Annotated in this window: 20 protein-coding genes; 12 read left to right on the plus strand and 8 right to left on the minus strand. The window is 41.0% G+C overall.

What is annotated here, in order from left to right:
* Positions 1 to 11 precede the first annotated feature (11 nt).
* Positions 12 to 1,925: a molecular chaperone DnaK gene (dnaK, locus tag WKF66_RS04855; protein ID WP_489673270.1), complete on the plus strand. Its 1,914-nt coding sequence runs from the start codon at positions 12 to 14 to the stop codon at positions 1,923 to 1,925.
* A 71-nt stretch (positions 1,926 to 1,996) separates the two neighbouring features.
* Here dnaK and WKF66_RS04860 read toward each other — a convergent pair whose 3' ends face one another.
* From WKF66_RS04860 to WKF66_RS04885, 6 genes are read right to left on the minus strand one after another with little or no spacing between them, the layout of a single operon-like run.
* A complete protein-coding gene (locus tag WKF66_RS04860) occupies positions 1,997 to 2,896 on the minus strand; it encodes a nucleotidyltransferase family protein (RefSeq protein ID WP_489673271.1) in 900 nt (299 codons plus the stop codon).
* On the minus strand, positions 2,897 to 4,009 hold the full coding sequence (locus tag WKF66_RS04865; RefSeq protein WP_489673272.1) for a M42 family metallopeptidase: 1,113 nt from the start codon (positions 4,007 to 4,009) through the stop codon (positions 2,897 to 2,899). It abuts the gene before it with no gap.
* A 38-nt stretch (positions 4,010 to 4,047) separates the two neighbouring features.
* The gene (locus WKF66_RS04870; protein ID WP_489673273.1) at positions 4,048 to 4,485 is read right to left on the minus strand and encodes a GNAT family N-acetyltransferase; all 438 of its coding nucleotides are present in this window, start codon (positions 4,483 to 4,485) and stop codon (positions 4,048 to 4,050) included.
* Complete coding sequence (locus tag WKF66_RS04875) at positions 4,475 to 5,641, minus strand: MFS transporter (protein ID WP_489673274.1); 1,167 nt, start codon at positions 5,639 to 5,641, stop codon at positions 4,475 to 4,477. Before WKF66_RS04875 ends, WKF66_RS04870 begins: the two co-directional genes overlap by 11 nt.
* Positions 5,641 to 7,182, minus strand: a complete 1,542-nt coding sequence (locus WKF66_RS04880; protein WP_489673275.1) for an acyl-CoA carboxylase subunit beta — start codon at positions 7,180 to 7,182, stop codon at positions 5,641 to 5,643. The genes WKF66_RS04875 and WKF66_RS04880 overlap by 1 nt, the downstream gene beginning before the upstream one ends.
* Before the next feature lie 18 nt (positions 7,183 to 7,200).
* Entirely contained in the window at positions 7,201 to 8,430 is a 1,230-nt protein-coding gene (locus tag WKF66_RS04885) for a porin (protein ID WP_489673276.1), read from the minus strand.
* Positions 8,431 to 8,618: 188 nt separating this feature from the next.
* On the opposite strand from WKF66_RS04885, the gene WKF66_RS04890 reads away from it, so the two are divergent.
* The 3 genes from WKF66_RS04890 to can all read left to right on the plus strand — a co-directional run bounded on the left by WKF66_RS04890 (position 8,619) and on the right by can (position 11,366).
* Entirely contained in the window at positions 8,619 to 8,960 is a 342-nt protein-coding gene (locus WKF66_RS04890) for a hypothetical protein (RefSeq protein WP_489673277.1), read from the plus strand.
* 123 nt (positions 8,961 to 9,083) lie between these two features.
* Positions 9,084 to 10,691 (plus strand): SulP family inorganic anion transporter, encoded by a 1,608-nt coding sequence (locus WKF66_RS04895; protein WP_489673278.1) that lies wholly within the window; start codon positions 9,084 to 9,086, stop codon positions 10,689 to 10,691.
* A 6-nt stretch (positions 10,692 to 10,697) separates the two neighbouring features.
* Positions 10,698 to 11,366: a carbonate dehydratase gene (gene can / locus WKF66_RS04900; protein ID WP_489673279.1), complete on the plus strand. Its 669-nt coding sequence runs from the start codon at positions 10,698 to 10,700 to the stop codon at positions 11,364 to 11,366.
* Between the two features lie 64 nt (positions 11,367 to 11,430).
* On the opposite strand, the gene pruA is transcribed toward can, so the two are convergent.
* Positions 11,431 to 13,059 carry an L-glutamate gamma-semialdehyde dehydrogenase gene (gene pruA / locus WKF66_RS04905; protein WP_489673280.1) on the minus strand — a complete coding sequence of 543 codons (1,629 nt, stop codon included), beginning with the start codon at positions 13,057 to 13,059 and terminating at the stop codon, positions 11,431 to 11,433.
* An 87-nt stretch (positions 13,060 to 13,146) separates the two neighbouring features.
* On the opposite strand from pruA, the gene lpxK reads away from it, so the two are divergent.
* The 3 genes from lpxK to WKF66_RS04920 are packed head-to-tail and all read left to right on the plus strand — an operon-like array spanning position 13,147 to position 16,992.
* Positions 13,147 to 14,205, plus strand: a complete 1,059-nt coding sequence (lpxK, locus tag WKF66_RS04910) for a tetraacyldisaccharide 4'-kinase (RefSeq protein ID WP_489673281.1) — start codon at positions 13,147 to 13,149, stop codon at positions 14,203 to 14,205.
* Positions 14,177 to 14,992, plus strand: a complete 816-nt coding sequence (locus tag WKF66_RS04915) for a purine-nucleoside phosphorylase (protein ID WP_489673282.1) — start codon at positions 14,177 to 14,179, stop codon at positions 14,990 to 14,992. The genes lpxK and WKF66_RS04915 overlap by 29 nt, the downstream gene beginning before the upstream one ends.
* Positions 14,992 to 16,992, plus strand: coding sequence for a putative porin (locus WKF66_RS04920; protein ID WP_489673283.1), 2,001 nt, complete (start codon positions 14,992 to 14,994; stop codon positions 16,990 to 16,992). Before WKF66_RS04915 ends, WKF66_RS04920 begins: the two co-directional genes overlap by 1 nt.
* Here the strand turns inward: WKF66_RS04920 and WKF66_RS04925 are convergent.
* Positions 16,989 to 18,251, minus strand: a complete 1,263-nt coding sequence (locus WKF66_RS04925; protein WP_489673284.1) for an asparagine synthetase B — start codon at positions 18,249 to 18,251, stop codon at positions 16,989 to 16,991. The two genes, WKF66_RS04920 and WKF66_RS04925, sit on opposite strands and share 4 nt — an antisense overlap.
* A gap of 78 nt (positions 18,252 to 18,329) precedes the next feature.
* Here WKF66_RS04925 and WKF66_RS04930 point away from each other — a divergent pair, with 78 nt between their 5' ends.
* The 5 genes from WKF66_RS04930 (at position 18,330) to WKF66_RS04950 (ending at position 23,630) form a co-directional block, all read left to right on the plus strand.
* Complete coding sequence (locus WKF66_RS04930) at positions 18,330 to 18,791, plus strand: peptidylprolyl isomerase (protein WP_489673285.1); 462 nt, start codon at positions 18,330 to 18,332, stop codon at positions 18,789 to 18,791.
* A gap of 27 nt (positions 18,792 to 18,818) precedes the next feature.
* Complete coding sequence (locus tag WKF66_RS04935; RefSeq protein ID WP_489673286.1) at positions 18,819 to 19,358, plus strand: DUF5606 family protein; 540 nt, start codon at positions 18,819 to 18,821, stop codon at positions 19,356 to 19,358.
* A 601-nt stretch (positions 19,359 to 19,959) separates the two neighbouring features.
* Positions 19,960 to 20,184 carry a CDGSH iron-sulfur domain-containing protein gene (locus tag WKF66_RS04940; RefSeq protein WP_489673287.1) on the plus strand — a complete coding sequence of 75 codons (225 nt, stop codon included), beginning with the start codon at positions 19,960 to 19,962 and terminating at the stop codon, positions 20,182 to 20,184.
* 21 nt (positions 20,185 to 20,205) lie between these two features.
* Positions 20,206 to 22,377: a hypothetical protein gene (locus tag WKF66_RS04945; RefSeq protein ID WP_489673288.1), complete on the plus strand. Its 2,172-nt coding sequence runs from the start codon at positions 20,206 to 20,208 to the stop codon at positions 22,375 to 22,377.
* Positions 22,378 to 22,436: 59 nt separating this feature from the next.
* A complete protein-coding gene (locus WKF66_RS04950) occupies positions 22,437 to 23,630 on the plus strand; it encodes a C1 family peptidase (RefSeq protein ID WP_489673289.1) in 1,194 nt (397 codons plus the stop codon).
* Positions 23,631 to 23,659: the final 29 nt, after the last annotated feature.

Raw genomic sequence — 23,659 nt, forward strand, 5'->3', positions numbered from 1 at the left:
AAATAGATAACATGTCAAAAATTATTGGTATAGACTTAGGAACTACAAACTCTTGCGTAGCCGTAATGGAAGGTAACGAACCTGTAGTTATAGCCAACAGTGAGGGTAAGCGTACAACACCATCAATTGTTGCTTTTACAGAAAATGGAGAGCGCAAGGTGGGTGAGCCAGCTAAACGTCAGGCGATTACAAATCCAACGAAAACAATTTCTTCGATCAAACGCTTCATGGGAAGTAGCTTCGCTGAAGTTTCTAAAGAGGCTGGACGCGTGCCTTACAAAGTGGTAAAGGGTGACAACAATACTCCTCGTGTTGAGATTGATGATCGTAAATATACTCCTCAGGAGCTTTCTGCGATGATCTTGCAAAAAATGAAGAAAACAGCAGAAGACTTTTTAGGTCATGAAGTAACAGAGGCTGTTATTACTGTTCCTGCATATTTCAATGATGCACAACGTCAGGCTACGAAAGAAGCTGGAGAAATTGCTGGTTTAACTGTTAAACGTATCATTAACGAACCAACTGCTGCAGCCCTTGCTTATGGGTTGGATAAGGCACACAAAGACATGAAGATCGTTGTTTTTGATTGTGGTGGTGGTACTCATGATGTTTCTGTATTGGAGTTAGGTGACGGTGTATTTGAAGTTAAATCTACTGATGGTGATACTCACTTAGGTGGAGACGATTTTGATCATATCATTATTGAATGGTTAGCTTCAGAATTTAAAGAAGAGAATGGTATGGACCTTAATAAAGATCCAATGGCATTACAACGTTTAAAAGAAGCTGCTGAAAAAGCTAAAATTGAGCTTTCAAGCACTACTTCTACTGAGATTAATCTTCCATACATCACAGCGGATGCTTCAGGTCCAAAACACTTAGTTAGAACTTTGAGTCGTGCCAAGTTTGAGCAACTAGCAGCTGATTTGATTAAACGAACAATTGATCCTTGTAGATCAGCTTTGAAAAATGCTGGTTTGAAAACGACTGACATTGATGAAATCATTCTTGTAGGTGGTTCTACACGTATCCCTGCAATTCAGGAAGCTGTAAAAGCATTCTTCGGTAAAGAGCCATCTAAAGGAGTTAATCCTGATGAAGTAGTGGCAATTGGAGCTGCAATTCAAGGTGGTGTATTAACTGGAGAAGTTAAGGATGTACTTCTATTAGATGTAACTCCACTTTCTTTAGGTATTGAAACTATGGGTGGTGTAATGACCAAGCTTATTGAGTCGAATACAACTATCCCTTCTAAAAAAGCAGAAACATTCTCTACTGCTGCTGATAATCAACCTTCAGTTGAGATCCATATTTTACAAGGTGAGCGTCCAATGGCTGTTCAGAACCGTACTATAGGGCGCTTTATACTAGATGGTATTCCACCAGCTCCACGAGGTGTTCCTCAAGTAGAGGTTGCTTTTGATATAGATGCTAACGGTATCTTACACGTAAGTGCAAAAGATAAGGCCACTGGTAAAGAACAAAAAATCCGCATTGAGGCTTCTTCTGGCTTAACTGATGAAGAAATCAAAAGGATGAAAGAAGAGGCAGAGCAAAATGCTGATGCTGATAAAGTAGCTAAAGAAGAAGCAGAAAAAATAAACAGTGCTGACGCATTGATCTTCTCAACTGAAAAACAATTGAAAGAGTTTGGCGATAAGATCTCTGCAGATAAAAAAGCACCAATCGAAGAAGGATTGAAAAAGCTTAAAGATGCGCACTTAAGCAGAAACTTCGCAGATATCGATGCTGCACAAGAAGAGCTTCAAACTGCATGGAATGCCGCTTCTGAAGATATGTACAAAGCTGGTCAGGATGGCGCTGCGCCAACTGATGGTGCTCCACAAGGTGGAAACGGACAATCTGACGCTGGCGATAGTGTTACTGATGTTGACTTTGAAGAAGTGAAAGACGATAATAAATAATTAGTAACAATATTAACAAAAAAACCCGGGACATTTGTCCCGGGTTTTTTTGTTAAATGACTAAAACACTCTTAACTCCAAAGCTTTTCAGGATAGGCACCATCCTTGATCAATTGATCGATACTAGCTTGTACAAACGGCTTGTCTTCTTTATAGGTGACACCAAACCATTGACTGTCGGTCGGAATTACTTTGAAGGTTGCAGTGTCATTGTGTACCAGTGTTTCACCGATCAATGGGATAAAGAATTCTGCTTTGGGCTTGTCTTTATTTGCCAGTGCAAACTCTTTGAACATTTCCTCGGTAAGTTTAAAAACAGCCGGCGTAAAGCCCCAAAAGTTCATGGATACGGGTGTTTCATAGTCTAATGGATATTCGACCCCATTCTCTTCGTAAACTATAATGTCATCTTTTTTAAAGACTTGCGTACGCTCGGTGATTTCCTCCAAAAACCCTCCCTCATCTGTTTTGCAAACTCCCCTGGAGACTGAGCCAAAATCTGATAGCGTCTTCCCAATTTTATATCCTACGATTGAATAATTACTGTCTGAGGCTTCATCCGTTAGAAATTCTACCATTTTCTTAAACGAATCATGGCCATAAAAGTCATCTGCATTGATTACGCAAAACGGTTCTTTAACCACTTTTCTTCCCGATAGGATGGCGTGGGCGGTACCCCATGGCTTTTCCCGGTAAATCTCTTCATTGATTCCAAATTGTTTTAAGTCAAAGTTTTGAAACACATATTCGGTTTCAATTCTTCCATCAAGCTTTGGCTCAAAAATGGATTTAAAGTTGTCTACAAATTCTTCTTTTATGATAAATACTATCTTTCCGAAACCGGCTTTAATAGCATCATAGATCGAATAATCAATTATAGTTTCGCCGTTCGGTCCAAATCCATCGATTTGTTTCATACTGCCATAGCGACTCGCCATTCCAGCAGCCAATATTAATAGCGTTGGTTTCATTTATATTGTATATTTAAAATCGTGGTCCTTTTCTATATTGAGCAATGAGTGATAAATAAGGCTAATGACATTATCTACGTCCTCTTTATGTATCATTTCAACAGTTGTGTGCATATATCTCAATGGTAGTGAAATTAATGCTGAAGGAACACCTCCATTAGAGTAGGCGAATGCATCCGTATCTGTACCTGTAGAACGGGAAGATGCCTGTCGTTGGAAAGGTATAGCATTCTTCACCGCAGTTTCAATCAGGAGCTTATTCAAGTTTGTTTGAACTGCTGGCGCATAAGAAACGACAGGGCCTTTTCCAGCAGATAGATCTCCTTGTGTAATTTTGCTGATCATCGGAGTTGTTGTGTCATGAGTTACGTCTGTAATAATCGCCACGTTAGGTTTGATTCTATGAGCAATCATTTCTGCCCCCCGTAAACCGATTTCTTCTTGTACGCTATTTACGATATACAATCCAAAAGGCAGTTCCTTTTTATTTTCTTTAAGCAACCTGGCCACTTCTGCTATCATAAAACCACCTGCACGATTATCCAGAGCTCTGCCGACGTAATATCTGTCGTTCAGTATCATGAATTCATCCTCATAAGTAATCACGCAACCCACATGTATACCTAAACCTTCAATCTCATCTTTAGAGTTGCATCCGCAATCAAGAAAAATATTCTTTAGCACTGGAGCTTCTTCCTTTTCACCATTTCGAGTGTGAATTGCTGGCCAGCCGAATACTGCCTTTACCATTCCTTTATCTGTATGGATATTTACTCTTTTAGAAGGGGCTATCTGGTGATCTGATCCTCCGTTTCTAATTACGTATATTAAGCCTTCAGGGGTGATATAGTTTACAAACCAGGAGATTTCATCAGCGTGTGCTTCTATTACCACCTTAAACTCTGCTTCAGGATTGATAACGCCTACAGCAGTTCCATAATTATCAATGAAACTTTCATCAATGTAGGGTTCTAGATAATCCAGCCACATTTTCTGTCCAGGATATTCAAATCCTGTAGGAGAGGGGTTGTTAATATATTTCTCAAAAAACTCGAGTGACTCCTTCGTAACCACCTCAACATGTTGTGGCTTATTTTCTTCTTTATCTGACATTTTCTATTAATTATTCGAACAAATATATAAACAAGAGCCTACGCAACAGTTGCGTTGCCCAGTTGTAACTCCATAATGACAAAATCTATACCGTGCTTCGAAAAGTAATCACCACTTGGTTTGAATCCAAGCTTTTCATAAAATCTCAACGCAGCCGTACGGGCATTGCACCATATTTTCTCTCCTCCTTCTTGCGTAACGTACGCAATTACGTAAGATAGCAACATTGTTCCATAGCCTTTGCTTTGTGAAGCTTCTAATGTGGCAAGCTTACGGAACTGATAGGTATTTCCCTGATTAAAAACAGAAATGACCGAGGTCAGGTGATCACCAGCGTAGAGTCCGAAATGTATGCCCTCCGGGTCTTCGGGTAACTTAATCGTTTCTAAAGGAAGATGTGGATACATTACTTCATGTCGAATCCGCCAGGTAAGTTCATACCTGATCTGTTCAATTTGGACGTGATCAGCTGACATTAAGCGTTTTCTTACTGTAAAAATTATAAATCAACAGGTTGACAAGAATAACTAATGCTGTTCCAAGGCAAAACATCGGCCACTGCCCCTGTTCCCATAATAAGAGTCCTAACGCAGAGCCGCCAGCTGCACCAACAAAGGAGACCGACATGAATACAGTGTTTAAACGGTTTCTTGCCTCAGGTAAAATGGCGTAAATCCGGGTCTGATTGGTCACATGAATTGCTTGCTGTCCAATATCGATAATGATTATCCCTAAAACAAACATTACCAGATAGGTGCCAGTGAAATAAAACAATGCAATACTTAAGATTTGCAAGGTCAAGCCAATCAAGACATTTCGCCGGGGATTACCTCCGCCACTAAGTTTCCCTACCAGAGGTGCTGCTAGTGCTCCGGCAGCGCCCGCAATTCCAAATAGTCCAATTTGTAACGTCTGAAAGCCGTAGGGCGGACTTGCAAGATACAACACCATAGTCGTCCAAAATGCACTAAGTACCGCGAAAGCAAAGAAGTTTATCAGTGAAGCCTCACGTAAAACAGGCTGAGTTTTTACATAGCCCCACATCGATGACATAAGGTCAGCATAAGTTCCCTTAAACGATGGGACACTTGTCGGGAAGCGTTTCGCCATCAAGGCCATCAGCAGTAAACAAATGCCCGCAGCCATGAAATAAACAGAGCGCCAACCCCAGAGGTAGCCAATACTGCCACTAAGTGCCCTTGACGCTAAAATGCCGATCAGTAAGCCACTCATGATGATGCCAATCGTGTGACCACGGGTTTCATCACTACTCAGATTAGCTGCCAGGGGTAATATAAGCTGAGGTACGATCGAACTTACACCGATTAATACGCATGCGATCTCCAGTACCAGAAAGGAATGCGAAAATCCCGCTACCAATAAGGACGCAACCGCAAGTCCTGTTATGATCAATATCTGCCTTTTACGCTCAAACATGTCACCAAGTGGAACAAGCAGAAACAGGCCTAAAGCATATCCAGCCTGAGTTAGGTAGGTAATCTTTCCTGCATGGCTCTCAGTAAGGCCAAATTCCTGCGCTACGAGAATCACCAGCGGCTGACAATAATAAATGTTGGCTACTATAAGACCAGTACAGAAGGCCATTAAAAGGATGTCAGTTCTTCTAAGCATTACAACGGGATATTACCATGTTTTTTACGGGGAGCATTTACCACTTTATTCTCAAGCATCTTGAACGCTTTAATTAATTTAACCCGCGTTTCAGAGGGTTCAATTACTTCGTCAACGAAACCTCTCTCTGCCGCTCTATATGGATTCGCAAATATATCGGAGTACATTCTCTCTTTTTCCTGCCATTTCTCTTCAGGATGCTCCGCGGCCATAATTTCTTTCTTAAAAATGATTTCTGCAGCGCCTTTTGCGCCCATTACAGCGATCTCCGCCGTGGGCCATGCGTAGTTCATATCGGCACCAATATGTTTTGAATTCATCACATCGTAGGCGCCACCATATGCTTTTCTGGTGATTACTGTGATTCTTGGAACGGTCGCCTCACTAAAGGCATAGAGCAACTTCGCTCCATTGGTAATGATCCCATTCCACTCCTGATCGGTTCCAGGTAAAAATCCCGGAACGTCCTCGAGAACTAACAACGGTATATTAAAGCAATCGCAAAAGCGCACAAACCGGGCTGCCTTCGCGGAAGCATTGATGTCCAGAACTCCTGCCAGGTACGCTGGCTGGTTAGCCACCAAACCAATACTTCTACCTGCTAGTCTGGCAAAACCAACTACAATATTCTCTGCATAGTCTTTATGTACTTCCAGAAAGCTATCGGCATCTGCCAACTCAGTCACAATTAATCGTACATCATATGGCTGGTTCGCATTTTCAGGCATCAGCTGAGATAAGGCAGGCCGGACTTCATCACCTGGGGTATAGGGAAGATGCGAAGGCATTTCTTCACAGTTTTGAGGCATATAACTTAAAAGCATCTTTAGATGGTTTATCGCCTCCAGTTCATTCGCACAGGCAAAATGCGTAACCCCTGACTTGGTTGCATGCGTTGTTGCACCTCCAAGTTCCTCTGACGTAACTTGCTCATGAGTAACCGTCTTCACCACGTTCGGACCAGTTACAAACATATAGGAAGTGTTTTCTACCATCAATATAAAGTCTGTGATCGCAGGTGAATAAACAGCGCCACCAGCGCATGGACCCATAATGGCAGACAGTTGCGGGATCACCCCTGAGGCCTGAACATTTCTATAAAAGATGTCTGCATAGCCTCCTAAAGAGACGACGCCTTCCTGAATTCGCGCACCACCGCTGTCATTGAGGCCAATCAAAGGAGCGCCATTCTTCATTGCCATCTCCATGATCTTACAGATCTTTTCTGCATGAGTCTCGGATAATGAACCGCCAAAAACGGTGAAGTCTTGTGAAAACACGTAAACGAGGCGGCCAGCGATTGTTCCATATCCAGTGACTACACCATCCCCTGGGTACTTTTCCCGCTCCATTCCGAAATCTGTACTTCGATGGGTAACCAACATCCCTATTTCTTCGAAAGAACCTTCATCTAATAAGAAATGCAAGCGTTCACGGGCAGTGAGTTTCCCCTTTTTATGTTGGGCTTCTACTCTAGCCTCACCACCGCCAGCATGTGCCTGCAGCACTTTATTTTGAAGTATGTCTATTTTGTTTTTCATAGGTTGCTCTTTAAAATATTACCAGCGATACTGAAGACGGGTTGTGAAAACATCATCCTTAAGATCTGCACTGTAGTCCGGTAGCAAAGTGTTGTCGTTTACAACGTGTTCATTGTAAATGGTCAGTTTTAATCTTGGATTAAGTAAATAAGTAAACCCATAGCCGAGCGTAGTAAACCTGATATCGCCTGCTGAGGTATTACCTCCGGCACCTATCTCTGCTTCGCTGATCTTTCTGTTTGGGTCGTACGTGTCTAATGCCATTATCGCCGTCAATTTTGTTTTTGCAATCTTTTGCGTTAGCCAGAAATAATATCCGGAGAAATCTCGCAGATAAAGGTCGGTAGTAGGCTGTGAACCAAAACTCGTACTCGCTGCAAAGCCGGTTATTGTAGAAGATGAAGCAACCCCTGGTTGTCGCCCTGCCACATACTCTGCTTTAAAAGAAGTCGCACCGAAAGTATTGTCGTATTGCAGTTGTAAATTCAATCCGTAATATCTTCTTTTTGCATACCAGTTTACGTTATCACTGCTGGTAACCTTTGCATAACCGCCTTTTTCATAACGGAAATAGCTTTCTGTATCACTTCTTACTGAACCCGTGTATCCGGACACCCCAAAACCGATGTGCAATCTCTTATTCGAGAGACTATCGAAATCCATAGCAATATTTCCAATGAAGTCCTTTTTAGAGTCAAAGTCCCTTGACGTATGTCCGCTTCCATTTACCACTGCGAGGTCGGCGCGTACAAATTTTAACTTTGAAGGTTTATAACTAATCATGGCGCCAATGTCCCGCTCACGTGGCATTAAAGTTTGAAAAACCCGGGCGCGTTCCGGAAAATCCCTATATCCGGAAGAGTAGACTATTGAATACCCGAAAGGTCGGTTAAATAATCCTGCTGTAAATAGTAAGTCCTTTGAATTTGGTTGGTGAAATTGAATAAAAGCATCCATTAATGTCAAGCCATTTTGTGTAGCATCAATCTGAAACACGATGCTGGAATACTTATCCGCCCTATCTATTTTAAGCCTTCCCCTTCGAATCATGAACCGTTCATCGGAATTTTTTGAAAAGTCGCCGCCAGACCACGAGTTGATGCCGGCGGACTGCGCCTTCTGATATTGTGTTTGCAGGTAACCAGTGATGGCAATTTCATGAGGATCATAGGTGGATGGCGCATTGTTATTCTGGGCAAGGCCAAGAATCGGAGTCATTACAGCCAGTATGAACAAAATCTTTCTCATTTAGTAGCGTAGAAATTTAAGAAGCCTAAATTAAACTAATTGAACCATTTTATATAATTACGCTTTCAAATAAGAAAACTACTTGTGATATTTACATTAGAAAAGTAATTGCAATCTTTTTACATGACAGTACGGCTTGTATCAAAGTTTGGAGTTACTTTTGACTTACAAAAACAAAATGGTAATAAATGTTTTATAGGAAGTACCGTGTTTTTATCGTCATTGCCTTTCTGGGCATCTTCTCTGCGAAGATGATGATATCAGGCGCACCTGTATTTTTTATTCAGTTTGATAAGCAAATTATGAATGCAGTGATCTTGCAAATAGAGCAGGAGCATAGCAGCGACGGTGAGTCTGGTAAAACTGGTCTTAAATATACAGACTATAAGCTTGTTGAATTCCACCATATTGACTCTTATATTGCCTTTTTAAGCCACTTTAGAATAAATAATAGCTTTATTGAGCATTCTAAACGGTATGTTGATCCATACCATCCCTCGGTGCCAACGCCACCCCCTAACTTTTCTTAATTCCAACATTTCGTCCCTCAATAAGAGGAATTAGTCTCATTTTTTTTGGGAAAGAATACTTGTAATTAGTAACACTGAAGTAGTCGCTGCCTTATACAGTCCGGCTGCTCAAATAATACACAAATGAAAAACGGGAACTCAGTCTTTTCAAGACTGGAAGTAAAAAAGTATATTTTAACAAAAAACCTGAAACGTGACCTTCCTGCCAGTATAGTTGTGTTCCTGGTAGCGCTGCCGCTTTGTCTTGGTATAGCGTTGGCATCAGGTGCACCACTGTTTGCCGGGCTTATAACCGGAGTGATTGGCGGTATCGTTGTCGCATCTATCAGCGGCTCACAATTAAGCGTAAGTGGTCCTGCAGCAGGTTTGACTGCAATCGTTCTTGGCGCCATTGCCTCCCTGGGCAATTATCAAACCTTCTTGCTAGCGGTAGTGCTCGCAGGTTGTATTCAAGTGATTCTTGGAATTTTAAAAGGCGGAACAATAGGTAATTACTTCCCTTCCAGCGTAATTGAGGGAATGTTAGCTGCCATAGGTCTTACCTTGATATTAAAACAACTACCACACGCATTAGGCGTAGACTCCGATTTCTTTGGCGATGAGAGTTTTTCTCAGGGCGATAGTGAGAATACCTTTACGGCCATCACATCAGCGGTAAGTCATTTCGGTATCGCCGCTATCATTATTAGTGGCCTGTCGATAGCGGTACTTATATTCTGGCCAAGATTTAAGAAACTTGCAGTTCTACCAGCGCCGTTAGTTGTCGTGCTTTTAGGAATTGGGTTAAGTATAGCTTTTAAAGGTACCCAGTTTGCACTTGGCGATCATCATATGGTGGAGATACCTGTTGTGAACGGCTGGTCAGAGTTTATAGGATTATTTACAACTCCAGACTTCTCACAGATTTCCAATAGCAAAGTTTGGATAGTAGCTGTCACTATCGCGGTTGTTGCCAGTCTGGAGACCTTGTTAAGTATCGAGGCCATAGATAAGATTGATCCGATTAAAAGAGTCTCGCCGACTAATCGCGAACTGATTGCCCAGGGCACAGGTAACATCGTAAGTGGTTTGGTAGGTGGGTTACCAATGACTTCTGTTATTGTTCGAAGTTCAGCCAATGTGAATGCTGGTGGAAGAACAAAGATGTCAGCCATTTTTCACGGAACCTGGTTGCTTTTGTCTTTGCTTTTCATTCCTGGGTTGATAAATATGATCCCTTTGGCCTGTTTAGCCGCCATTCTATTGGTGACAGGTTACAAACTTACAAGAATTGCATTGTTCAAACACATGTACCATAAGGGCTGGGACCAGTTTGTGCCATTTGTGGTTACAATCATTGCAGTTCTACTGACAGACTTATTGAAAGGTGTGGGCGTAGGAATGTTGTTCTCTATCTTCTATTTGTTACGTACAAACATGCGTAACCCATTCTTTTATAGAATCAAGGAAGAGGGTGATAAAAAGAACCTCCGGATCACGCTTGCAGAAGAAGTGTCGTTTTTAAATAAAGCGGCTATTGCAGTGGTATTAAACAAGATTCCCAAAGAAACCAATGTGATCATTGATGGGACAAACTCCCGATACATCGATCCGGATGTATTAGAGACGATATTTAATTATAAGCATAACGCTTATACAAAAGGGATTATAGTTAGTTTAGTAGAAATCAAACAACACTATTCTGTGCCCAAGTTAAATGATAAAATTATTGAAGAAATTAATAGTAATTAAAATATTATGTGCGCAAAACTAGAAAGACAACCAACAGAAGAAATAACATACGAAGGACTTTTACAAGGAAATAAAGACTGGGTAGCTGCAACGCTAGCAGAAGATCCAGAATTTTTCCAAAAGCTTTCCGCAGGACAAAAGCCACCAATTTTGTGGATAGGCTGTTCTGACAGCCGTGTTCCTGCAAATCAGATTACTAACACCAATCCAGGTGATATTTTTGTCCACCGTAACATTGCTAACGTAATTGTTCATACTGACATGAATATGCTTAGCGTATTAGATTATGCCGTGAATGTTTTGGAAGTCGAACATGTAATTGTTTGTGGTCACTATGGTTGCGGTGGTGTTGCTGCTGCGATGGGCAATAAACAATTTGGCATTATAGACAATTGGTTAAGAAACATTAAAGACACTTACAGGCTACATTATCATGAGTTAGATCTAATCTCTGATTCTAAAAAGAGAGCTGAAAGATTGGTAGAGCTTAATGTAATTGAAGGTGTATTTAATCTAACAAAGACTTCTATCATTCAGAATAGGTGGACGAACGGTAAAAAGCTTGGTCTTCATGGATGGGCTTATAGCCTGGAGACCGGATTAATTAAAGATCTAGGCGTTACTTGTGAATCGAGTAACCACCAGGATTCTGTATTCAGAATCGACGGTGTTTAAAAAGCTTAAGTAATTTTATCGCTTTAAAAAAAGGCTCCCTGCTTAAAAGTAAGGAGCCTTTTTTTTATCCTAAAAATGGATATCTGTAATCTTTTGGTGGATCAAATGTTTCTTTAATAGTTCTAGGCGAAACCCAACGCAACAGATTGATCATTGATCCTGCTTTATCATTGGTCCCAGAACCACGTGCACCTCCAAAGGGCTGCTGACCAACTACCGCTCCCGTACACTTGTCATTGATATAGAAGTTACCTGCTGCATTTCTCAAACGCTGAGAAGCCTTTTCGATCGCATAACGATCCTGAGCTATAAATGCTCCAGTTAACGCATATATTGAGGTGGAGTCAATCATATCTAATACCTCGTCAAAATCTGCGTCTTCATATACATAGATCGTCAACACAGGTCCAAATAGCTCCTCGCACATGGTCGTATATTTTGGATCGTTCACAACCAAAACAGTTGGTTCGATAAACCATCCTTTCGATTTATCATAATTACCTCCTGCAATTACCTCTACCGATGAGTCAGCTTTGGCAGCATCAATATACTTTGCCAGTTTATCAAATGACCTTTCGTCAATAACTGCATTGATGAAATTACTGAAATCTTCAGTGCCACCCATTTTAAAGGTTGCAAGATCTCTCAGCATATTTTCTTTGATCGCTGGCCATTTACTTGCTGCAATGTAAACGCGGGATGCAGCGGAACACTTTTGTCCTTGGTATTCGAATGCGCCACGCAAGATCGCAGTGCTGGAAACCTCTGCATCTGCTGTGCCATGAACCAATATAAAATCCTTTCCACCAGTCTCACCAACAATACGAGGGTAAGTTTTATACTTATGGATATTTGTGCCGATAATCTTCCAGATGTTTTGGAAAACTGCTGTCGATCCAGTAAAATGTATTCCTGCAAAGTCAGGATGATTGAAGATAACTTCACCAGCTTCCGGGCCGTCAACATAAACCAGGTTAATTACGCCATCAGGTAACCCAGCTTCTCTAAAGATCTCCATGATGACATCTGCAGCATACACCTGCGTATCTGCAGGTTTCCAAACTACCACATTTCCCATCATTGCTGCAGACGCAGGTAAATTACCCGCTATTGCAGTAAAATTAAACGGAGTAAGTGCAAATACAAAGCCTTCTAACGGGCGTTGTTCTAATCTATTCCATGAACCTTTAGGCGATACAGGTGGCTGTTGCTTATATATATCAGTCATGTAACTTACGTTGAAACGCAAGAAATCGATGAATTCACAAGCTGCGTCGATCTCTGCCTGGTAGGCATTTTTACTTTGAGCAAGCATGGTTGCGGCATTCAGTTTATAACGGTAAGGACCAGCAACCAGGTCTGCAGCTTTTAAAAATATAGCTGCCCGGTGTTCCCATGCCAGATTTTCCCAATTTGCTTTTGCTGCCAGTGCAGCATCTATTGCTTTAACTACATGGTCTTTATCGCCAATACTGAAATTTCCCAATACATGCTGGTGATCATGAGGAGGGCTAAGCTTACCCTTTTTATCGGTATGTACTGCTTGTCCACCAATATACATAGGTATTTCTACTTGCTTTGAACGTGCCTCTTTCAAAGCGGCCTCCAATAGTTCACGCTCTTTGCTGCCTGGTGCATAACCCAAAATGGGTTCATTTACAGGTGTTGGTACGTTAAAAAATCCTTTAAGCATAATAATATTTGTTAGTTGTGCAAAGATAGCTAATTACCCTCCTTTACCCTACAAAATGAGTAATAATTCTTATTTTTGAGGCCTTACATGAGCACATACCTAAGATATTTACTCCTTCCTTTTTCGTTGCTCTATGGCTTGGTCATTGTGATTCGCAATAGCTTGTTTGACGCAGGTGTATTGAAGTCTGTGTCGTTCGATTTACCGATTATTTGTATAGGTAACTTAGTCGTAGGCGGCTCTGGAAAAACACCTGTAACTGAATACATTGTGTGTTTACTGAAGGGCAAGCGCATAGCGATCCTCAGTCGAGGGTATGGCCGCGATACTAAGGGCTTTCTAATTGCAGATGCTACCAGCACAGCAAACAGCATCGGAGATGAGCCGCTACAATACTTTAATAAATTTGAAGACGTCACAGTAGCCGTTTGTGAAGACCGTACCGAAGGAATAGAGCGATTACAGAAAGATCATGATGTCATCTTGTTAGACGATGCTTTTCAGCATAGGAAAGTGCGTGCTGGATTAAATATTTTACTTTTTGACTATGCTAAGTTTTCCACGCCCCAGTTCCTTTTACCTGCCGGAAATTTAAGAGAACCTTTCCGGGGCTTTAGACGGTCGGATATGGTATTGATTACCAAATCTCCCCAATGCGTTAATAAAGAGGCGCAAAAGAAGATCAGAAATCAGTTTCGTTCGGAGGCACACGTCCCAATATTGTTCTCCTATCTGGATTATTTAGATATAAAACCGGTTTATTCCAGCCAGCTCACAACGCCAATGCTGAATCACGATGTTAACCTTCATTTGCTCACCGGAATAGCGAATCCAAACCCATTGGTCAATTATCTGGAGCAGCGGTCCAGAAAAGTTGTTCATTATGAATTCCCTGACCATCATCAATTTAGCTTGAAAAACATCTCCAGCTTAGTTGACGCATTTAATCTGGACCCTGCTGTTAACAAAATCATTGTAACTACAGAAAAAGATGCACAACGTTTATTAGATGCTTCATTAAAAGAATTACTTTTGGAATTGCCGATATTTTATTTGCCTATTCACGTGATGATTAATGAATCAGACAAACCAACATTTGATCAAAAGATTTTAAAATATGTTTCAAGCACTACACGAAACCGTTGAATTTATAAAACGTAAAACAAACAACTTTCAGCCTGAAATAGGCATTGTTTTAGGTACTGGCTTAGGCGGCTTGGTTAACGACATTCAGATTGAATATCAACTTATGTATTCAAATATTCCAAACTTTCCGATTTCTACGCTGGAGTTTCATTCGGGTAAGTTGATTTTCGGAACTTTTGAAGGAAAAAGGGTGGTCGCTATGCAAGGAAGACTGCATTATTATGAAGGATATAGCATGCAGCAGATCACCTTTCCAATACGGACAATGAAAGTCCTTGGTATCTCGCACTTGTTCGTTTCAAACGCGGCGGGGTCTCTAAACCCGGAGTTCAAAAAAGGCGACCTAATGGTCATCAATGATCATATCAACCTTCAACCTGAAAGTCCGCTTCGCGGCAGCAACGATCCGGATATGGGCCCTCGATTTCCTGACATGAGTCAGCCCTATAAAAGAGATTTGGTTAAGACAGCACTAAAACTTGCAGCAGACCACAACATTGTTTGTCATCAGGGCGTTTACATTGCCGTAACAGGTCCTAACTTGGAGACTAAGGCCGAGTACAATTACTTGAGAATCATCGGAGGTGATGCCGTAGGTATGAGTACTGTTCCAGAAGTGATTGTTGCCAACCACATGTCAATCCCGGTGTTTGCAATTTCCGTACTTACGGATGAAGGTTTTCCAGAAGTACTGGAACCTGTGAGACTTGAAGAGATTATTGAGACGGCAAAGGCTGCTGAACCAAACATGACAAAGATATTGAGCCTTTTAATTTCAAACTTATAATGTATAAAAAGTTAATTCTTCTTGCTTTCTCTATAATCCTTATTAATGCATCCGGGGTAGTTGCTCAGGATCTTAAAACGAAGGTGAACGACAATAAGGAGATGGATTCGTTAAGGAAGCTGGAAGAAGAAGGAAAAGATTCTGTAGTCTTTACTTCAAAGTACATTCGTTATACCACACTTAGACTGACTAAAGACAGTATACAAACTATACCCCTTGATACTACGCTAGCAGGCTTCCACAATTTCAGCGTGCTGGTACAGCCAAGGAGGCCAACGGTAGGGCTGGGAAACCTCGGGTTATCTGCTATTCCCTTGCTTTTTGAACCACTTAAAACAATTGGTTTTGATGCAGGTTTTCATACCCTTGATTATTATGCCTTGACGAATGATGACGTGAGGTATTATCAAGCCAGGGCACCCTTTACCAGCCTTTATTATGTGAATTCTGGTGAGATCGAGCAGGTTTTTAAAGTTATACACTCACAGAATGTCAATAAGAACCTGAATATAGGATTGAATTTCAATCGGATTGGTGCAAATGGTAACTACTCTCATCAACGTGGAGATCACCTGAACGGAGCCTTGTTTACCTGGTTTCAATCTCCAAGTAAAAGATATAACCTCTGGACCAATATCGTTTTTAATACACTCAAAGCGGAGGAGAATGGTTCTATAGAGAACGAAACACTTTTTACTGTACCAACATTAACCATAGAAAGAGAGGCACAGGCTATTCGACTTACTACTGCTAAGAGAATTTACAGGCAAAGAGCATTTATATTAAAACAAACTTACTTCGTTGGGCGAATTGACAGTCTCGCGGAGGCCGCCGGCAAAAAGATTTTGCCTACCAATAAGGTGGCTTATACCCTAAGATATGACGCAAATTCGTACGTATTCAGAAAGGATGAAAATGATAATCATAAAGCGCTACCAAGGGGCCTGGCTGATGAAGTGTTTACAAACGATAGTACCCGGTACAATCACGTGCAAAATGAATTCATTTATAGCTTTTTCCTGAGGCCTAAATCCTCGGCACTCATTAACAATGAGTTAAAGCTTGATGTTGGTATCAAACATGATTATTACAAGTACAATCAGTTTGTTCTGTTTAGGGACAATACAAAATATTATGGCTACGATGCCTCTTTTCAAAATGTAACCCTCCTTGGAAACGCTGGATATAGACTTAGCGATAAGATAGATCTTAAGGTAGATTTGCAGCAGATCTTTCAAGGCCGAAACCTGGGAGATTTCTTGTATGAAGCAAAAAGCAATGTGCTTCTAAGCAAGTCTGTGGGCAGGATTATACTTGGCGCATATTTCCAGAATAAGTCACCAGAAGAGATCTACTCCAGATATGTCAGTAACCACTACAATTGGGACAAAAATTTCGACCGTACCAAGACCATCAACTTTTACTTCAACTACTTGAATGATAAACTTGGGGTTGATGCAGGTGCACAATACTACTTGATTGACAAATACCTCTACTTTTCAGAGAGCATGCCCGACTCTTTAACCATAAAGCCCTCGCAATCAGGATCTCCAATAAATTTGTTAAAAATCTCTGTTGGTAAGAAGTTTAAATTCGGCAAGTTCAATCTGGATGCTTTTGTTGTTTACCAAAAAACCGACAATCCTGGAATACTAAGGACTCCGGAAGTTTATACATTCAATAGTTTCTACCTTGATCAAACCTTCTTCAAGGTGCTAAAAACTAATATTGGATTTGATGTCAGATATAACACTCCTTATTCAAATTATTCTTATTCAGCTGCAGCAGGACAGTTTTACGTAGGTTCAAGTAAAATGTTTGACACCACACCTATTGTGGATGTTTGGGTTAAAGCAAGTCTCCGAAGAGCGAATCTCTTTGTCAAGTGTGATTACGTAAATCAGGGGCTTGGTCTTATGGGTTATAATACCGTCAACAACTACCCCATGCAGGATAGGGCACTGTTAAAATTCGGCGTAAGCTGGAACTTCTACGATTAAGTTTTTTGAGGCTTTTTCTTTGCCGCGGGGAATAAAACATTGTTTAGTATTAGCCTGTACCCCGGGGAATTCGGGTGTAAGTTTAAGTCCGTTTGAGGATCGCCAACCTGGTGCTGATAATCCTCTGGATCGTGCCCGCCATAGAAGGTAAATCTTCCTTTACCGATCTCTCCATTTAAATACCTGACTTCTTCTGCACCTTTATTTTCACCCAGCACAGTGATGCTTGGCTTAACGAGTTTCTTTTTGAATGCCGTCGTTTGTCCCATAAATCCCTTTATCACTTTGTCGTGGTTTTGCGTAAGCATAGACGGAACCAGATCCCATTTTGCAGAGAAGTCGAATAACGTGAAGTAATCGTTTGATTCGACTAAGCTTCTGTTCTGAGTGACGTCAATGTCTGAGAACTCGTAATTTGAGGGGTTAATGTCCAGCCTAAAATCTTTGAAGGCGACAGTTTTACTGAAGTCAATCTTGCTTTGTGCTTTGGGATCAGCGGCGTCACCATCAAACATACTTTCGCAAATGTCGACGCCTTCGGCACTAAGTGCAATGTCAAAACTATCAGTGCCAGAGCACATTGCAAATAAGAAACCGCCCCCTGAGCAAAACTCTTTTATTCTTTTAGTAACAGAGAGCTTCATTTGAGAGACCTTAGTGAATCCGTTTCGTTTTGCTGTAGCTTCCTGATTCTTAACGTCTTCTCTATACCAGGTTGCATTTTTGAAACTAGACCAGAATCGCCCGTACTGGCCTGTAAAGTCTTCATGATGCAAGTGAAGCCAGTCATAGTCAACAAGTTTATCCTTTAAAACATCATCATCATAAATGACATCGTAAGGGATTTCTGCATAGGTGAGCACCATCGTTACTGCGTCATCCCAAGGAAGCTTACTCTTAGGAGAGTAAACAGCCATTTTGGGAGGCTTTTCGAGCTTTACAATTTCCATATTAAACTGTGGATCGCTTATTTCGTTAAGTAATGCAGTAACTTTTCCATCAGCGAGCACCTGGTAAGATACACCGCGGGTTTTGCACTCGTCTTCCACAGTTTTATTGTAGCCAATAAGAAAGCTGCCACCGCGGTAATTGAGCAGCCAGTTCACCTCTGCCTGCTGCTTTATGCTCCAATAGGCAATTCCATAAGCTTTCAGATGATTCTTTTGATCCTCATCCATATAGATAAGAATGGAAGATGCTTTGAGGGAAATACTGAGTATAAGTAGAACTATTGTTAGACTAATTTTTTTATGTTTCATAGGTATGTTCTTGTGAATATAACTTTTTTTCAAAATAAAAAGTATTTTATCTAAGTTTGCCCTTCACAAAAAACAATCATGGGTAAAGCAATAATCAAAACAGAGAAAGGTGAAATGACTGTTCAGTTCTATGAACAAGATGCACCAATAGCGGTTGCTAACTTTAAAAAATTAGCAGGAGAAGGATTTTATGATGGAGTGACTTTCCATAGGGTAATTCCAAATTTCATGATTCAGGGCGGATGTCCAAACTCAAAGGATCCGAACAAAGCGCACCTTGCAGGTACTGGCGGTCCGGGATATAAGATCGATTGTGAATTAACTGGAGAAAACCAATACCACGATCGCGGTGTCCTTTCAATGGCACATGCGGGTAGAAATACAGGTGGATCACAGTTCTTTATCTGCCATAGCAGAGATAATACTGCTCACCTGGATAGAAACCATACCTGCTTTGGTAAGGTGATTGAAAATATTGATGTTATTGATGACATCAAACAAGGTGATAAGATATTAGGTATTGAAGTTCTGGAAGATTAATTCTGAACTTTTAACAAAACAAATGATATGAATTTAAGAGGAATAGTAGCAGTATCTGGCAGACCAGGTTTGTATAAACTAGTTGGGCAAAATAAAGGTGGTTATGTTCTTGAAAGTCTTGATGCTCAAAAAGTTAAAATAGTTGCAAGTATTAGTACAACTAAATTAGCATCGCTAGAAGACATCACAATTTATGGTGAAGACGATGATTTGAAACTGGTTGACGTATTAGCCAATATAGCTGCTGCGGAAGGCACTGTGCCTGATGCTAAATCTGATGCGAAAGACTTAAAGTCTTTCTTTGAAGAAGTTGCTCCTAATCATGATCAGGAAAAAGTTTACTCTTCTGATATGAAGAAAATAATTACCTGGTATCATTTGTTAAAAGACTTGCCACTTTTCACTGAGACTTCGGCTGTTGCCGATGGCGAGACTGAAGGTGTGAAAACTGAAGACAAAGCAGATAAGAAAATTCAGGCTACTCCTAAACCGTCTAATGCGAAGGCTCCGGCTAAAACATCCCAGCCAGCTAAGAAAGCAAGTATGACCAGTAAAAAGGGCGTATAATCCCTTACCACTTATTGATATTAAGGCGCTCTCTGGAGCGCCTTTTGTTTTGGCCTTGCTTTGCGTGTTGCTGCCATAAACGCACAATGCTCCCGCATTGTACCCGCCTTTTCTCTAGGCAAAAGGCGGACGCAACGCGAGAGCATGGCGCATTCAAGGCGGGAGCAATCAAAGCAAGTACAAAGTGAGTGTGCTATCAGTTTATACCGTGATTTGATTGCCAGTACGGAAAACCGCTTTCCTTTCCATGATTACAAAAGTGGACATTTATAATAAATAAATTATTTAGTGTACAACATACACTATGGTATGACGTTTGTTGTATGTAAGTAAGATGCTGCACAAGCACTTAATAAAAGATTTTATGCGTCTTCCTATGGCAATTTATGTGAGATAATGCCAACAAGGATGCGAAGAGAAAGCCGGTTCATACGGGTTTATATTTGGTTAGAAAAGGGATGTTTCGTGGATGCGACATCCCTTTTTAGTTTCCTGAAAAACATAAGCCAGAATTATCGCAGGTGCGGAGAATGTGTCTAAATAAACATCTCATTACTTTAGTGCTCTTTGATTGCTGTAGATTTGTCCGAAAATAACGAACATGTCAAAAACAAAACTTACAATAAACAACAACGGGTCACTTAAAATTGAAGGTGATTTTGAAATAGTGGATAGAAGCGGAAATGAATATGGACTACAGGGACGTACTGTTGTTTCAATTTGCCGTTGCGGTCTTTCGAAAAATAAGCCTTTCTGTGATGGTGCGCATAATGGCCATTTCGAGCATGAAGCTATTGCTTTCGATCTGCCTCCTAAAAAAGTCTAAGAAAAATTCTTAAATTGAACCATGAGAAAGATCATTGCATTTCTTGCATTAAGCTTTTCGGTTCAATTTACTTTTGCACAAAAAGGTCCGGAGAAGACGGCATTTCAAACGGGAAGTCCCTGGAGACCAGAGATTGACGTGAGATCTGATATTGCGATCATCTACGGTGCAAACGACCGCAGGAACATGACATTTGAAGAGCGGGTAAAATCCTGGCGTGACCGCGGCTACCAAACAGATTTCATGACTGGGATTGCCTGGGGAGACTACGGAAACTACTTTCTTGGAAAATGGGATGGCCAGAACCACATGGGTATTGGACAGATCCAAATGAATGGTGACACAATTTGGCACGACAAAGGTGTCGTTCCCTACATTGTACCGGTTAAGTCTTTCATAGAATACATGAAAACCGCTATCGTCAAGAAGGTGATTGACGCAGGAATAACCAATGTTTTTTTAGAGGAGCCAGAGTTTTGGGCTAGAGCAGGGTATGAGGAGCCATTTAAGCAAGAATGGCAAAGGTTCTATGGATTTCCTTGGAGAGCTCAGCATCTCTCGGCAGAGAATACCTACTTATCCAATAAACTAAAATACCAACTCTATTATGATGCAATAAAGGAAGTTTCCGGCTTTGCAAAAGAGTATGGTAAAAGTAAAGGTCTTGCTATAAAGGTTTATATAGCTACCCATTCCCTTGTAAATTATGCCTCATGGAAAATAGTGAGCCCCGAGGCAAGTCTGGCGTCGCTTCCTGGTATAGATGGATACATTGCACAAGTTTGGACTGGTACCGCAAGGGAACCGGTTTTTTATGAAGGCGCATCAAAAGAACGGGTATTTGAGAACGCATTTCTCGAATACGGTTCCATGGTCTCCATGACGGCTCCGACAAAAAGAAAGCTGTTTTTTCTTACGGATCCGATAGAGGACCGTGAGCATGATTGGGCAGATTACAAACGAAATTATGAGGCTACCTTTGTAGCGAAGCTGATGTATCCCATGGTCGCTGATTATGAAGTTATGCCATGGCCCGAGCGAATTTACACCCGTCCTTATAAAATAGTGAACAGCACAGAACAAGTCCTGATTCCTAAATACTACTCTACTCAAATGCAGGTGATGATCAATTCACTTAATAGCATCCAGGTCTCTGATAACAAAGTTAATGGTGTCAACAGCATTGGAGTACTAATGGGCAATTCGCTAATGTTCCAAAGCTATCCCTCTCATAACGGTTATGAAGACCCTTACTTCTCGAATTTTTATGGGCAAACCATTCCGCTTTTAAAGCATGGTATAGTAGTTCAGACTGTTCATATGGAAAATCTCTCCTATGCAGCAACATTGAAGGATATCAAGGTTTTGATAGTCAGCTACTCCAATATGAAACCGAACTCAGCAGAGATTCATAAACACATCTCAGACTGGGTGCGTAAAGGGGGCGTGCTTGTATATTGTGGACGAGACAATGACCCTTATCAAACGGTTTTGGAGTGGTGGAACACCGCTGGCAATACTTACAAGTCTCCTGCGGAACATCTTTTTAAGACCTTAGGAATCCAGGCTTCATTCACCAAGGATCAAAACTTTAAAGTTGGGAAGGGTAGCGTTCGTATCGTTAGAAAGAATCCAAAGGAATTTGTTATGCAAAAGGTTGGGGACCAGTCCTTCTTAGCTTCGATTAAACTTGCTTATGAACAGGATGCAAAGGCTGGAGCCTTAGAGACTAAAAACAACTTGGTATTGCATCGTGGCCCATATGACATTGTTGCGGTGATGGATGAAAGTGTGAGTGACGATCCTGTAGTTATTAAAGACATGGTAATTGATCTTTTTGATCCTCAGCTTCCGGTACTTGATGGTAAAACTGTGAAGCCTGGTGAGCAAGCCTATTTGTACAATCTAACAAGACTTGAGCGTAGAGATAAAGCACAGGTACTTGCAACGGCGGCTAGGATTTACAACGAAAAAGCTACAGAGTCAAGCTATAGTTTCACTGCTAAAAGTCCTGTCAATACGCTTAATAGCATGAGAATATTTTTGCCTAAAGCATTTAAAAAAGTAATGGCTACAGATAGCAATAATCAGGAAGTTGCAGGACTTAAAACGTCTTGGGACACGCGATCCGGGACAGCGTATTTAGGTTTTTCTAATCTGCCTGACGGTGTTAAAGTAGTTATTTCCTGGTAATTGTTCAGGGGTTTGGAACGGTAATGGCAATATGGCTTGAACAATAACATAAATTAAAAATGGTCAATAGTTCAATAAAATCCTTCTTACTTGGAGCCGGTTTGTTTTTTAGCTCAACGGCAGTCCATGCGCAAGACAATCTCATCTATTCCTTAAAACATAACCAGAGTGACAATAGCACTGGGGCTTTTCAATTTAGCCCAGTAGTTAACGCCGAAGCTACATCCGTAAAAGATCAGAGATCATCGGGTACTTGCTGGAGTTACAGCACGAACTCGTTCATAGAGTCTGAGATGATTCGAATGGGAAAGAAGCCAGTAGACATCGCAGATTTATATACCGCTAGAAATACTTATATCGAAAAGGGAATCAACTATGTAAGGATGCATGGCGCGTTGACCCTTGGCGATGGCGGAACTTCTCATGATGTAATAAATATGTTTTCAAAATATGGCGCCCTCCCTCAGGAAGCTTATTTAGGTAACGGCTATGGATCCGGCAGAACGTCTGACAGAATGAACGCGCTTATAAAAGCGATTCTGGATAAAGTGGTTACTACTACAGAGGGAAAGTTTGATCCAAACTGGAAGACCAAATACATAAGGGCAATTGACTCCTGTATGGGTGTAGTACCGGAAAGTTTTAATTATGAAGGGAAAACATATACACCCAAAACTTTTGCTTCTGAAGTGGTTGGCATAAATGCGGAGGACTACGTTGAACTTTCGTCATTTAACACATCTCCTTACTATAAAAAGGCGGTTTTAATGGTTCCTGACAATTGGTCTTATGATCAGGTTTATAATGTACCGATGGATGATATCACTACTATCATTGATAACGCTTTGAAGGGAGGATTTACTGTTGCCTGGGGCACTGATGTGAGTGAAAAAGGTTTCAGCTGGAAAAATGGAATCGCATATGTTCCAGCGAAAGATTTTAAAAGCATGACTGGCGATGAAAAAAGAAACATGTTCAGTGGTCCGAGACCAGAGAAAGAGATTACAATAGAGATGCGTCAAGCTTCGTTTGATAATTACCAAACTACGGATGACCATGGCATGCAGATCACTGGTATTGCCAAGGATCAAAATGGCAAAGAATACTACATTGTAAAGAATTCATGGGGTACTTCAAATGATTACAAAGGGTATTTATATGTAACAAAGAACTTTGTAAAATATAAGACTACCGCGTTTTTGCTAAATAGGAATGGTATCCCGAAAGACATTAGAAGCAAGTTAGCGTTATAACAAAGAAGGGGCGCAAGGCCCCTTCTTTG

The organism is Pedobacter sp. (genome assembly GCF_037719805.1).
GTDB lineage: Bacteria > Bacteroidota > Bacteroidia > Sphingobacteriales > Sphingobacteriaceae > Pedobacter.